Origin of the sequence: Flexivirga sp. (genome assembly GCF_035551235.1) — a bacterium.
Classification (GTDB): Bacteria; Actinomycetota; Actinomycetes; order Actinomycetales; family Dermatophilaceae; genus Flexivirga.
In genome coordinates, this window is the sequence record NZ_DASZNO010000019.1 from 235,598 (window position 1) to 248,386 (window position 12,789).

Genomic DNA, 12,789 nt, shown 5'->3' on the forward strand with positions numbered 1-12,789 from the left:
GCGGCCGTACGTCGACGGCCGTTGGGTCAATGGTTGAGTCGATATCCGACATCTATTATGCCGACGTGCCTTCCGAGTCGGTCAGTCAGTCTCACCTCACCGATCTCCTGGTCGTCGGGAGGCGCGTCGTGCTGCGTTCCCGCCTGGCTCCGGGCGACTCGGTGCCAGGCGGCCCGACCCTCACCGACACGCTCGGCGATGTGGTGTCGGTCACCGACTCCGAGGTCGTCGTCGACACCCGCAACGGTCCGGTGACCGTCGACCGCTCGAGCATCGTGCTGGCCAAGCGCGTCCCGCCCCCACCGCCCCGCCGCGCACCCCGCCGGCCCACCCCATCCCGAGTGACGGCTTCCTCGGCGGGTGACGGTCCGATCTCGCCGTCGGTCGGCGAAGAAGCCGTCACTCGGGAAGAACTTGAGGCATTGATGGTCGGCGGCATGCCGCCGCTGGAGTCCGTGCGCATCGGCGACTGGCTGCTGCGTGCGGCGAACGGCTACACGGGGCGGGCGAACTCCGTTCTGCCGCTTGGCGATCCGGGTATGCCACTCGAGTCCGCCGTCGATCAGGTCATCGCCTGGTATGCCGAACGCGACCAGCCCGCGCTCGTGCAACTGCCGCACGAGACCGGTGCGGACCCACGCACCTCTGATCTGGGAGCGCTTCTGGCTCAACGCGATTGGCGCTTCTTCCAGTCCACCCTCGTCATGACACTTCCTCCGCGAGTGACGGCTTCTTCGCCGAGTGACGGTCCTATCTCGCCGTCGCTCGGCGAAGAAGCCGTCACTCGGGACCGGGTGCGGGTCGAAGTGGCGACCGCGCCGACGGACGACTGGTGGACGACTGGTTCACCGCGCGCGCTCGAGCACCGGTCGACGCTCGCGGATCTGCTGACACATGTGCAACACCCGGCATACCTCACGGCATACCTCGATGACCGCCCGGTCGGGCACGCGCGACTGGCGTTCACCGATGGTTGGAGCGGCATTTTCGACATACACACCGATCCGGCGGTGCGCCGTCGCGGCATCGCGACCGCGCTCATGGCTGCGGCGACCCAAGCAGCCGACGAACAGCGAATCTCCTTGCAATACCTGCAAGTCAGCGCCGACAACGTGGCCGCGGTCGGGCTCTACCGGTCGCTCGGCTGGCAGGTCCACCACGAGTACCACTACGCGACACCCCATGCCGAGTGACGGCTTTCTCGGCGAATGACGGCCAGATAGCGCCGTCGCTCGCCGACGAAGCCGTCAGTCGCGAGGGTATGGCGACCAGGGTGACCCTTGCGGAGACAGTCCGACTGCCTGCAGCGCCGCAACCATGCCCTCCGCACCTGGTGGGAGCGCGTCGGACCAACACCACCGCGCAACCTGCACCCGGGTGCGCCGAATCCGGTCCTCCCGCTTCTTCTCCTTGATCACGACGTCCTCGCTCGCCGTGTCACCGGCGTCGCCGGTGGCCCGGTACTTCCGCTCGCCGTCGAACTCCCCGATCACACCCGGCCAGCCGAAGTCAGCGGCACCGAACTCTCCGCGGCCGTCCTCCAGCGGGACCTGCAGCGACGGTTGCGCGAAGCCGAGTTCGTACATCCGTGCCCTGCTCAGGGACTCACCGGGCGACTGTGAGCGCGGATCCACCAGCAACTGCAGCGCCTGCGCCCCCACTCGCCCACGCCGGCCCGGCTCGATCGCGTCGACCTCGCAATCGATCTCGGCCAGTGTGCACAGACGGTTTCGGACAGTCCAGTCCGCCGCGGTCAACGCACTGGCCAGGCAGGACGTCCGCGCGATGTCGACCACCGTTCGAGCCGGTGACGTCACCACGATCCCGTGCCGCTCGACGCCCTCCGGCATCCGACTGATCCGATGTCGACTGATGAGCGCACTCGAACCCGCCGCGAGTGCATCCATGGTGACGTGAACCCGAGCGGGCCACGCGCCGATGATCGGCATCTGCCAGACCGCAGCCGCCGACAGATGGGACACGATCTGGTCCGCGCCGCGCATGCGTCGGACGGTTGCCAGCACCAGCGCACGATGACGCTCCCCCGCCGACAATTCCGCCCACCGGTGCGTCTCGACGTATTCACCCATGCGCACCCGTATAAGCCGGGGCGGAGAACCGCAGATCTCGCGAGTCGGGTCGGTGCCCGTGCGCAGGAGGAGTCCCGCCGAAAAGATCTCCTCCGGATCCAGCTTCACTTCTGACATCGCCGCATCGTGGCACGACCGAGTCGGCGGACTCAGGAGTTATCCACAGCCGCCGAGCAGACCGTGCCACACACCCGGCGAATGACGGCTTCTTCGGCGAGCGACGCCCCGATCAGACCGTCACTCGCCGAAGAAGCCGTCATTCGGCAAAGAGTGGGTGGGTGAGTGAGTGAGTGAGTGAGTGGAGGGGTCAGTCGCAGGTGATGCGCACGGCGGGTATGTAGTGGGTGGTCAGGCTCTCGTTCTTGACGACCTTGCCGGCGAGGTCCTTCACGACCCGCGTGACCGTGACCTTGAAGCCGTCCTGCGGATCCTGCGGGATGCACTTGTCACCCTTGAGATGCTTGGCCGGGCCGGGCTTCTCGATGTCGAACTTGCCGCTCGTGGTGGTCGACACCGAGAACGTCTTCACGCCATACAGGCGTATGACGGAGGCGTTGCCCTCGATGCCCGCCTGGATCCGGATCGGGTGACCGGTGTCATTGGTCCACTTGTTGTCGATGCTCGGGTCCCACATGGTGGCTTCGCGGCCCATGGGATAACGCGGGATCCAATAGGAGTGCGCGGTGTGCTCGACCAGCTTGACGCCCGCGAAGAACGTGGCGTTGTAGAGCGTCGTGGACACCTGCGAGATGCCCCCGCCCATGCCGGGGACGTCCCGGCCGCCGACGAGGACGGGTGCGTTGACGTAGCCGTGGGCCGCGTCGAACGGGCGCAGCGTGTTGAGCAGCGAGAAGGTCTCGCCGGGTTGCACGACCAGGCCGTTGAGCTTGGACAGCCCGACGCGGATGTTCCGGGTGCGGGCGGCATTCTCCGGCCCGGTCGGGAACACGGAGACGAACTCCGAGATCTTCTGGTCCCCGACCTTGGTCTTCTTCAGCTGTGCGGCCGTGACCGTCGGCTTGACCGGCTTGGTCGGCAGCGACATCGTGTGATCGGGCGCGGTCAGCGCGGCGATGAGCAGCTTGCCGGCCCCCTTGGTGTCCGGTGCGGTGCCGTCCTTGGCGGGCACCACGCTGTTCGTGTCGCCCGTGACCCGCAGCTTCGCGTTGACCGCAGGGGTCGTCAGGTCGGCCGCCCGCTTGTCCAGCAGCGCAGCGAGCGCCGCCTCGTCGACCTTCGGTTTCAGGCTGGTGCCGTCGAAGGTGGTGCTCAGGACGCCGGAGATGTCCGTGGGTTCGAGCTCCGCCTTCTTGCTGCCGACCTGCACGGTGACCGGCTCGGACATCGCCGGGTCGGCGAACTCCTTGACGTAGCGCGCGACCTCGGCGTCGGTCAGCGACGCGGGCTGCTTCGAGATGGGCGCCGTGTAGTGCTTGTTCTTCGGCCAGCCCGCGGCGATCTTCCGGGCGATCGCCCTCGCGTCGACCCCCTTGCCGGGGATCGACCTGGCGGTGACCACCTTGCCGTCGACGAACTTGACCGAGCCGTTCTTCGGGGACCCCTCCAGCGTCTGGGAGACCGTGTCGACGGCGTGCTGCAACTTCTTGTGATCCACCCGCGGGGTGACGTTGCGGTGCGGGCCGTCACCGGTCAGGCGGTGCCACATGGTCGAGGGGTTGAGCGAGAAGCCGCTCAGCCCGTCGACGGTGCCGTCGGTGTCGATCGACAGGCCCGACGAGGCCGGCTGCAGGGTCAGCTTCCTGCCCTCGGACGTGATCAGGACCGGTTGCTTGACCTGCTTGTTCGCGGCCGCCTCGATCTCGGCCTTCGCGTCGGACGGGCTCATGCCGCCGACGTCCTGGCCGGCGACTGTCGTGCCGTCCTGGATCTTCCCCGCCTGCCAGGCGGCCAGCCCGACATACGCGCCCGCGAGGACCACCACGGCCGTCGGGCCGCCGATCAGCAGGCCCTTGCGCAGGCGCCCCGACTTCTCATCGCCGCTCTCGCGGCCCCCGTCCGATGTGTCTGTGCTCAACGTTGTACTCCGAACGCGCCCCGGTAATAGATCAGGGCATCCCCTGGCCTGTCAGTGATCGAGACAGAGCGTACGTCGCCGATGACGAGAGTATGGTCACCCGCTCGCACCGTGTCGTAGGTGTGACATTCCAGCGTGCCCAGCGCGTTGTCCAGCAGCGCCATACCGGTGTGCTCGCCGCGGTGGAACTTCACCCGCTCGAGCTGGCCGTGCAGTGGACGCCCGCGAGTCGACAGCCAGGCAGCGGTCGCCCGCTCGGACTCCGGCAACAGACTCACGCCCCAGGCGCCGGCCTCGATGACCGCGTCGTGGAAGCGTGCCTCGCGCTCCACACTGATCACCATCAGCACCGGCTCCAGCGACACCGACATGATCGCGTTGGCGGTCATCGCGTGGTCGATGTCGCCGATCCGCGTCGTCACCACCGACACGCCGGTCGCGAAGCGCCCCATCACCTGGCGATAGGCGTCGGGGTCGACCTCGGAGGGCCCCACGTCCTCGCGGCGCTGTTCACTCATTCGGGACCAGTCCCGTATGGCGCAGCCCCTCGGTCAGCGCCGGCAACGCGCGTCCGGTGGCCGGATCCAGCCGCTGGAACGCTTCGCGCGCCGCCAGCCGGGTCGCGACGTCGTTGGACAGCGTGTAGTAGCCGTCGTGGACGGTGACCTGGGTGCGATGCCGCTGCAGGGCGGCGATCTGTGCCTCCAGCGCCGCCTCGTCGACAACGGTGTGCGTGACGGATTTGTCGTCGACCACGCTCGGCAGGAACGTCTCGTCCGGGGCCGGCACGATCACGCCGTCGCGGGTCACGTGTTCGGCGAGCCACTCGCGGTCCTCGACCGCCCAGCTGCGTGGGGTGACCACCGTGTAGAACGCCGGCTGCTCCGACAGGCTCGCCACCGCGGCCCGCGTCGCCTCGTGCGTGCGAATGTGGTCCGGGTGGCCATAGCCGCCGTGCGCGTCATACGTCACGACGATGTCCGGGCGCACCTCCCGCAGGTATGACGCGACGCTGCCGCTGGTCGCGGCCAGGTCCGCACCTGTGAAGGCCCGCGGGTGTGCCGCGGACGGCGTGCCCGCCATACCGGAGTCGCGGTAGGCACCGTCGGCCAGCACGGTGACCGTGCTGGCGCCGAGTTCCTTGACCGCAGAATGCAATTCGTCCCGGCGAAGATCTGCCAGCGGGTCAGCGGCATCCGCGGCGCGGGGCCGGTCAGCCGGCAGCTGCAGGTGGCGCAGCCCCTCCGGGATGACCTCGCCCTCCTCGCCGAGGGTGCAGGTGAGCACGTGCACGTCATCGCCGCGCGCCGCGTGGTGCGCGATCGCGAGCCCGGTCCACAACGACTCGTCGTCGGGGTGGGCGTGAACGAAGACCAGCCGCATGATTACTGCTTCGCGGCGCTCCGTGCTCGCGACGCAGCGCGCGCACGCTCACCGGCGTTGAGGACCAGCTTGCGGATCCGCACGGTTTCCGGTGTCACCTCGACGCATTCGTCCTCGCGGCAGAACTCCAGGCTCTGCTCGAGCGACAGCTTGCGCGGCGGGAAGATCTTCTCGAAGTTGTCCGCGCTGGATGCGCGAACGTTCGTGAGCTTCTTCTCCTTGGTGATGTTGACGTCCATGTCGTCGGCGCGGGAGTTCTCGCCGACGATCATGCCCTCGTAGACCTCGGTGGTGGGCTCGACGAAGAGCACGCCGCGCTCCTGCAGGTTGACCATGGCGTATGACGTCACCGCGCCCGAGCGGTCCGAGACCAGCGAGCCGGACAGGCGTGTCGTGATCGTCCCGTGCCAGGGCTCGTAGCCGGAGAAGACGTGGTTGGCGATGCCGGTTCCGCGCGTCTCGGTGAGGAACTCGGTGCGGAAGCCGATAAGGCCACGCGACGGAACGACGAATTCCATACGGACCCAACCGGTTCCGTGGTTGGTCATCTGCTCCATGCGTGCCTTGCGGGCGGCCATGATCTGGGTGATCGTGCCGAGGTATTCCTCGGGGGTGTCGATCGTCAGGTGCTCGACCGGCTCGTGCAGCTTGCCGTCGACCTCCTTGGTGACGACCTGCGGCTTGCCCACGGTCAGCTCGTAGCCCTCGCGGCGCATCTGCTCCACGAGGATCGCCAGCGCCAGCTCGCCGCGGCCCTGCACCTCCCAGGCGTCGGGACGCTCGGTCGGCAACACGCGCAGCGACACGTTGCCGATCAGCTCGCGGTCGAGACGGTCCTTGACCATGCGTGCGGTGACCTTGGAACCGCGGACCTTGCCCACGAGCGGAGAAGTGTTGGTGCCGATCGTCATCGAGATCGCCGGCTCGTCAACGGTGATGAGCGGCAACGGGATCGGGTTCTCCGGGTCCGCGAGGGTCTCACCGATGGTGATCTCGGGGATGCCCGCGACGGCGATGATGTCGCCGGGGCCGGCGCTCTCGGCCGGCTCACGGTCCAGGCCCTTGGTCATCAGCAGCTCGGTGATCTTCACCGTCTGCTGCGAACCGTCGTGACGGCACCAGGCGACCTGCTGGCCCTTCTTGATCTGGCCGTTGCGCACGCGCAGCAGCGCGAGCCGGCCCAGGAAGTTGCTGGAGTCGAGGTTGGTGACGTGTGCCTGCAGCGGCGCCTCGTCGTCGTAGACCGGCGCGGGGATGGTGTCCAGGATCGTCTTGAAGAGCGGCTCCAGGTCGCTGCCCTCGGGCAGTCCACCGTCGCCCGGACGGGTGGTGGAGGCGATGCCCGCCTTGGCGGAGGCGTAGACGACCGGGAAGTCGAGCTGGTCGGCATCGGCGTCGGCGTCCTCGAGCAGGTCCATGAACAGCTCGTAGGTCTCCTCCTCCACCGCCTCGATCCGGGAGTCGGGGCGGTCGACCTTGTTGATGCACAGGATGACCGGCATCTTGGCCGCGAGCGCCTTGCGCAGCACGAAACGGGTCTGCGGCAGCGGTCCCTCACTGGCGTCCACCAACAGGACGACGCCGTCGACCATCGACAGGCCGCGCTCGACCTCGCCGCCGAAGTCGGCGTGACCGGGGGTGTCGATGATGTTGATGGTGACCGATTCACCGTTCGAGGAGGGCCCGTCATACGAGATGGCCGTGTTCTTGGCCAGGATCGTGATGCCCTTCTCGCGCTCCAGGTCGCCGGTGTCCATGACCCGCTCGCCGGTGGATTCAACGGTCGAACGTTCGCTGAAGGCGCCCGTCTGCCAGAGCATCTTGTCGACGAGAGTGGTCTTCCCGTGGTCGACGTGGGCAACGATGGCGACGTTGCGAACGTCGCTGCGTGACTTCATGGGCATGGAGTTGTCAAAGCTGCGTGCACCCGCTGCGCCGCGAGGGCGTGGGGCACCGACAGGCTTCGTCCTTTCTGACGACGTGTATCGGATCCCTACCAGTGTCTCAGGGTTTTGTCGTGGTTCTGACCACGCCCCTGCTACGGCAACAACAACGCGGAATCGCCGAATTCGTGCCAGCGGTATCGCTCGCGCACTGCGGCGTCGTATGCCGCCTGGGTCAACTCCTCGCCCGCGACGGCCTCGACCAGCAGCAGGTGCGACGCGTGCGGGTCGTGCCAACCGGTGATCAGCCCGTCGACGACGCGGGGCGGCTCGTCACGGGTGATGACCCGGTCGGTCCACCCGGCCGCCCCGGTCACGAAGCCCTCGCACGTGACCGCCGATTCCAGCGCCCGGGCCACCGTGGTGCCGACGGCGACGATGCGCCCACCCGCCTGTCGGGTGGCGTTGACCTGTCGCGCGGTGACGTCGGGCACCTCGAACCGCTCGACCTGCGGCCCCTCTCCCGCCTCCTGCGAGGAGACCCCGGTGTGCAGCGTGATCGGAGCGACGCCGACCCCGGCGGCGACCAGCTGGGTGACCACTTCAGCGGTGAACGGCCGTGCGGCAGAAGGCATCTCGGCACTTCCGGGCACCGTCGCGAAGACCGTCTGATAGTCCGCGAGGGGGTAGGCCCGGTCGAGGTAGCCGTAACTGATCGGGCGCCCGTGGTGCCACAACTGCTCGCCCAGATCGCCGTCGACCTCGGCCCGCCAGAGCCGGTTGCCGGACCCGGTCGGCGAGGAGGTGAAGGGGTATGGCGCCTGCAGCCGCAGCACCAGCGAGCCGACCTCGAGGTGCTCCCCCACCTGTGCATCGAGGATGGCGCGGGCCGCGTCGGGCGCGGATCGCAGCTCCACGACCCAGGTCCCGTCATCCAGTGGAGTGGCGGCGTGCAGGACGATCGAGCTGCCGTCGGCGCGCCGGGCGTCGATCTGACCGGCGACGGTGGCCGAGTTGTTGACGACGACCAGGTCACCGGCGTTCAGGTAGTCCGGCAGCGAGCGGAACCGGGTGTGTTCGATGCCGTCCCGGGAGGCGACGAGCAGCCGCACCTGGTCCCGCTCGAGACCCCGGCGTTCGGCCGGCGACGGTGCGGTGCGCTCGGCGGGCGCCTCGAACGTGGTGCGCGGGTGCACCGCGAGGGCGGTCATGAGCGTGCTCCTGCGGTCTCGGGGAGCGGCAGATCGGCGGCCCTGTACCGGCCGGACTCGGGACGCTGCTCCCACAGGTGCCGCAGGTGAGGTATGACGGAGGCCGGTTCCGGCCGGTCCGAGATGTCCTCCCCTGGGAAGGCCGCCTGGTGCATCGGCGTGCGCATGTCCCCCGGATCGACGGCATAGGCGTGCAGTCCCGGGTTCTCCGCCGCATAGGTGAGCGTCACGTGGTCGAGGCCCGCCTTCGAGGCGCCATACAGGCCCCAGCCCTCGTAGTGCTCGATCGCCGCATCGGAGGAGATGGACAGCAGCACGCCGTCGCTCGCGAGCAGGTCGGGCAGCAGGGCCCCGGTGAGGACGAGTGGCGCGCCGACGTTGGTACGCCATACGTCCTTCAGGTCGGCGACCGTGACAGTGGCAAGGGCAGGAAGCGGTGTGGGGCCGAGCGTGCTCGCGTTGTGCACGAGCAGGTCGAGCCGCCCGTGGCGACGCACGGCGGCAACCAGGGCTTCCTTGTGGTCGGCGTCGGTGACGTCCCCCGTTATCGCCTCGACGCCGTACAGACCGCGTGTCTCCCGGGCCAGGGCGTCGCCGTTGCGGGCATCGGTGATCACGTGCCAGCCGTCGCCGGACAGCGCTCGAACCAGTTCCCTGCCGAGTCCGGACGAACCCCCGGTGATCAATGCAACTTTCGTGTCGGACATCGAATCTCCTTGTTGATCAGGTTGATTGATGCCATCCTTTAAGTTCAAGTTAACTTGAAGTCAAGACCTGAACCCGAAAGGTTTCCATGGACACCCACGACCTCCTGCCGGTGGGCACCGTCGCCAAGCGCAGCGGCTTCGCGGCATCCGCGTTGCGCTACTACGAGACACAGGGGCTGATCCACGCCCACCGCAACTCCGGCGGCCAGCGCCGCTTCGAGCGCAGCGTGCTGCGCCGGCTCGCGTTCATCCGCGCCGCGTCCAACGTCGGCCTGACCCTGGAGGAGATCCGCGACGAGCTCGACCGCCTACCCGATGGCCGCACCCCCAACAAGTCCGACTGGCAACGCATCACCACCCACTGGAAGGGACGCCTCGACGAGCAGATCGCAGCCCTGGAACGGCTGCGGGACGGGCTCGACTCGTGCATCGGCTGCGGCTGCCTGTCGTTGCGGCGCTGCGCGATCTCCAACCCGTATGACGCAGCCGCCGACGGGCCGACCGCTCCCGGCGCCGCGTTCCTGCCCCCTCTGCTGCGGCGGCCGCACAAGCCGGCCTGAGCCACGAACCCGGGAAAAATCCGGGGCCAACCGGGGATAACACCGTGTCATATATCGAGATGATGACGGTGTGCCCGAAATCGCGCAGGAGGTCCGGCGACTGGGTAACGTTCGCAGAACCGTCTTCTCCACCGGAAGGTCCCATCACCATGGCCGTCACCAAGACCACAGCCGCGATCGCGCTGTTGGCCGCGTCCACCCTGGCGCTCAGCTCGTGCGCCAGTTCCAAGCGCGATGACTCCTCCAAGAAGTCCGGCAGCGGCGCGAGCAACAGCAACGCAACCCTGAACTTCGGCGCGGCCGGCGCGCCCGCCACCTTCGATCCCTATTACGCCAGCGACGGCGAGACCTTCCGGGTCAGCCGGCAGATCTTCGAAGGTCTGGTCGGCTTCAAGCCCGGCACCGCCGAGGTCGCTCCGCGCCTGGCCACGAGCTGGAAGCCGTCGGCCGACGGCAAGACCTGGACCTTCAAGCTGAAGACCGGCGTGAAGTTCACCGACGGGACACCGTTCAACGCCGACGCCGTCTGCAAGAACTTCAAGCGGATGGACAGCCAGAACAAGGCCGGCCAGACCGCCTCCGAGTACTGGCTGACGAACATGGGTGCCTACAACGGCGCCGCGGGCGACCTCTACCAGGGCTGCACCGCCAAGGACGCCTCGACCGTCGTCATCAAGATCGCCCGGGCCACCTCGAAGTTCCCGGCGTTGCTGGGCCTGCCGGCGTTCTCGATGCAGTCCCCGACCGCAATGGACAAGTACAAGGCGAACGACATCAAGGCGCAGGGCCAGGGTTTCGTCTATCCGGCATACGCCAACGCCCACCCGGTGGGCACCGGCCCGATGAAGTTCCAGAAGTACGACAAGACCAACAAGACGGTCACTCTGGTCCGCAACGACAACTACGCCGGCGACGACAAGGCGACCGTCAAGAAGATCGTCTTCTCGATCATCCCCGACGAGACTGCGCGCAAGCAGGCGCTCGCCTCCGGACAGATCGACGGTTACGACCTGCCGAACCCGGTCGACTGGCCGTCGCTGAAGAAGGACGACAACCTCGAGATCCGTCCGGCCTTCAACATCCTCTACCTGGGCCTCAACGCCAAGGTCGACCCCGACCTGAAGGACATCCGCGTCCGTCAGGCGCTCTACTACGCCATCAACCGCGATCAGCTGGTCAAGTCCCAGTTGCCGGCCGGCGCCTCGGTCGCGACGCAGTTCATGCCCAACACCGTCGCGGGCTACAACAAGTCACTGAAGCCGTACAAGTACGACCCGGCCAAGGCCAAGTCACTGCTCAAGGCCGCCGGCAAGAGCAACCTGAAGATCACTCTCTGGTACCCCACCGAGGTCACCCGTCCCTACATGCCGGCGCCGGACAAGATCTTCAACGCGATCAAGTCCGACTGGGCCGCGGTCGGCGTCAAGGTCACCCCGAAGCCGATGCCCTGGGCCGGCGGCTACGTGACCGGCACCCAGAACGGCAACGCGGCGGCATACCTGATGGGTTGGACGGGTGACTACAACACCCCGGACAACTTCCTGGGCAGCTTCTTCTCCGACCCGAAGGGTCAGATGACCGTCGGTGCCTACCCGTGGGGCAGCGCGTTCCACAAGGCCCTGGCGAACGACGACTCGATCGTCGACGAGTCGCAGCGCGCCGCCGCCTACGAGAAGCTGAACAAGCAGATCATGGAGGACTACCTCCCGGGCCTGCCGATCTCGAGCTCGCCGCCCGCGATCGTCTTCAGCAAGAAGGTCACCGGGGTCACCCCGAGCCCGCTGACCGACGAGCACCTGTGGACCGCCAAGGTCAGCAAGTAGCACTCGTCCGCCCGGTGGCCGGTGCCGTGGTTCGTCCGCGGCACCGGCCACCGGCGCACGTTACTTCTTCGTAGGAGCCTTCCCTCGTGCTCAGATTCATCGTGCGACGACTGTTACAGGCCGTACTGGTCATGTTCATCGTCTCCGTCCTGCTCTTCGCCTGGCTGCGGTCCCTGCCCGGCGGCCCGGTCGACTCGATCCTCGGCGAACGCGCGACACCCGCGACCCGTGCGGCGCTGAGCAAGACGCTCGGCCTCGACCAGCCGCTGCCCGTGCAGTACGGGCACTTCCTCAACAACATCCTGCACGGCAACTTCGGCACCTCCACCCAGGTGCAGTCGGGCACCGACGCGATGCACCTCTTCCTGCAGCGGCTTCCCGCAACCGTCGAGCTGTCGTTCTTCGCGATCATCCTCGCGCTGGTGACCGCCATACCCCTGGGTTACTTCGCCGCCAAGCGGCACGGTGGACTGCTGGACACCGGCTCGGTCGTGCTCTCACTGGTCGGCGTTGCGGTCCCCGTCTTCTTCCTGGCCTTCGTGCTGAAGTACGTCTTCGCGATCGAGCTGAACTGGCTGCCGGTCGCCGGTCGCCAGAGTCCCGACCTGGATGCCACCCGCATCACCAACTTCTACGTGCTCGACGGCCTGCTGACCCGCGAGTTCGACGCCTCATGGGACGCCATCAAGCACCTGATCCTGCCGGCGATCGCGCTGGCGTCCATCCCGTTCGCGGTGATCTTCCGGATCACCCGCGCCTCGGTGCTGGAGGTGCTCAACGAGGACTACGTGCGCACCGCCGAGTCGAAGGGCCTGTCGGCACGGATCATCCGCGGCCGGCACGTGCTGCGCAACGCGTTGCTACCGGTGGTCACGACCATCGGTCTCCAGGTGGGTGGCCTGCTCACCGGCGCGGTGCTCACCGAGACGGTCTTCGCCTATCCCGGTGTCGGTGACGCCCTGGCCCAGGCGTTCAGCCAGCGGGACTACGCCGTGCTGCAAGTGCTGATCACGATGGCGGCGATCGGCTATGTGCTGGTCAACCTGCTCGTCGACATCGCGTATGCCGTCATCGATCCCCGGATTCGGACGAGGTGA

The 12,789-nt window shown here is 67.6% G+C and carries 11 protein-coding genes; 4 read left to right on the top strand and 7 right to left on the bottom strand.

The genetic code is table 11. The features are described from left to right. Positions 1-65: 65 nt before the first annotated feature. Complete coding sequence (locus VG502_RS04175; RefSeq protein ID WP_325548768.1) at positions 66-1,193, top strand: GNAT family N-acetyltransferase; 1,128 nt, start codon at positions 66-68, stop codon at positions 1,191-1,193. Between the two features lie 54 nt (positions 1,194-1,247). Here the strand turns inward: VG502_RS04175 and VG502_RS04180 are convergent, their stop codons facing one another. From VG502_RS04180 to VG502_RS04210, 7 genes are all read right to left on the bottom strand, one after another. Continuing rightward, a complete protein-coding gene (locus tag VG502_RS04180) occupies positions 1,248-2,207 on the bottom strand; it encodes a hypothetical protein (protein ID WP_325548769.1) in 960 nt (319 codons plus the stop codon). A gap of 190 nt (positions 2,208-2,397) precedes the next feature. Beyond that, the gene (locus VG502_RS04185; protein ID WP_325548770.1) at positions 2,398-4,125 is read right to left on the bottom strand and encodes a VanW family protein; all 1,728 of its coding nucleotides are present in this window, start codon (positions 4,123-4,125) and stop codon (positions 2,398-2,400) included. Next, positions 4,122-4,643 carry a flavin reductase family protein gene (locus VG502_RS04190; RefSeq protein ID WP_325548771.1) on the bottom strand — a complete coding sequence of 174 codons (522 nt, stop codon included), beginning with the start codon at positions 4,641-4,643 and terminating at the stop codon, positions 4,122-4,124. The genes VG502_RS04185 and VG502_RS04190 overlap by 4 nt, the downstream gene beginning before the upstream one ends. Beyond that, a complete protein-coding gene (gene mshB, locus VG502_RS04195) occupies positions 4,636-5,508 on the bottom strand; it encodes an N-acetyl-1-D-myo-inositol-2-amino-2-deoxy-alpha-D-glucopyranoside deacetylase (protein ID WP_325548772.1) in 873 nt (290 codons plus the stop codon). The genes VG502_RS04190 and mshB overlap by 8 nt, the downstream gene beginning before the upstream one ends. Positions 5,509-5,510: 2 nt before the next feature. Further along, a complete protein-coding gene (typA, locus tag VG502_RS04200; protein ID WP_325548773.1) occupies positions 5,511-7,412 on the bottom strand; it encodes a translational GTPase TypA in 1,902 nt (633 codons plus the stop codon). Between the two features lie 134 nt (positions 7,413-7,546). Next, positions 7,547-8,602 carry an S-adenosylmethionine:tRNA ribosyltransferase-isomerase gene (locus VG502_RS04205; RefSeq protein ID WP_325548774.1) on the bottom strand — a complete coding sequence of 352 codons (1,056 nt, stop codon included), beginning with the start codon at positions 8,600-8,602 and terminating at the stop codon, positions 7,547-7,549. Continuing rightward, complete coding sequence (locus VG502_RS04210) at positions 8,599-9,309, bottom strand: SDR family oxidoreductase (protein ID WP_325548775.1); 711 nt, start codon at positions 9,307-9,309, stop codon at positions 8,599-8,601. Before VG502_RS04210 ends, VG502_RS04205 begins: the two co-directional genes overlap by 4 nt. Positions 9,310-9,395: 86 nt before the next feature. On the opposite strand from VG502_RS04210, the gene soxR reads away from it, so the two are divergent. The 3 genes from soxR to VG502_RS04225 all read left to right on the top strand — a co-directional run bounded on the left by soxR (position 9,396) and on the right by VG502_RS04225 (position 12,789). Continuing rightward, positions 9,396-9,869 carry a redox-sensitive transcriptional activator SoxR gene (soxR, locus tag VG502_RS04215; protein ID WP_325548776.1) on the top strand — a complete coding sequence of 158 codons (474 nt, stop codon included), beginning with the start codon at positions 9,396-9,398 and terminating at the stop codon, positions 9,867-9,869. Between the two features lie 149 nt (positions 9,870-10,018). Continuing rightward, entirely contained in the window at positions 10,019-11,692 is a 1,674-nt protein-coding gene (locus VG502_RS04220; protein WP_325548777.1) for an ABC transporter substrate-binding protein, read from the top strand. Between the two features lie 86 nt (positions 11,693-11,778). Then, positions 11,779-12,789, top strand: coding sequence for an ABC transporter permease (locus VG502_RS04225; protein ID WP_325548778.1), 1,011 nt, complete (start codon positions 11,779-11,781; stop codon positions 12,787-12,789).

Coding starts and splice junctions, on each gene's coding strand:
- VG502_RS04180 (WP_325548769.1), bottom strand. CDS start 2,207: ATGTCAGAAGTGAAGCTGGATCCGGAGGAGATCTTTTCGGCGGGACTC.
- VG502_RS04190 (WP_325548771.1), bottom strand. CDS start 4,643: ATGAGTGAACAGCGCCGCGAGGACGTGGGGCCCTCCGAGGTCGACCCC.
- mshB (WP_325548772.1), bottom strand. CDS start 5,508: ATGCGGCTGGTCTTCGTTCACGCCCACCCCGACGACGAGTCGTTGTGG.
- typA (WP_325548773.1), bottom strand. CDS start 7,412: ATGCCCATGAAGTCACGCAGCGACGTTCGCAACGTCGCCATCGTTGCC.
- VG502_RS04205 (WP_325548774.1), bottom strand. CDS start 8,602: ATGACCGCCCTCGCGGTGCACCCGCGCACCACGTTCGAGGCGCCCGCC.
- VG502_RS04210 (WP_325548775.1), bottom strand. CDS start 9,309: ATGTCCGACACGAAAGTTGCATTGATCACCGGGGGTTCGTCCGGACTC.
- soxR (WP_325548776.1), top strand. CDS start 9,396: ATGGACACCCACGACCTCCTGCCGGTGGGCACCGTCGCCAAGCGCAGC.
- VG502_RS04220 (WP_325548777.1), top strand. CDS start 10,019: ATGGCCGTCACCAAGACCACAGCCGCGATCGCGCTGTTGGCCGCGTCC.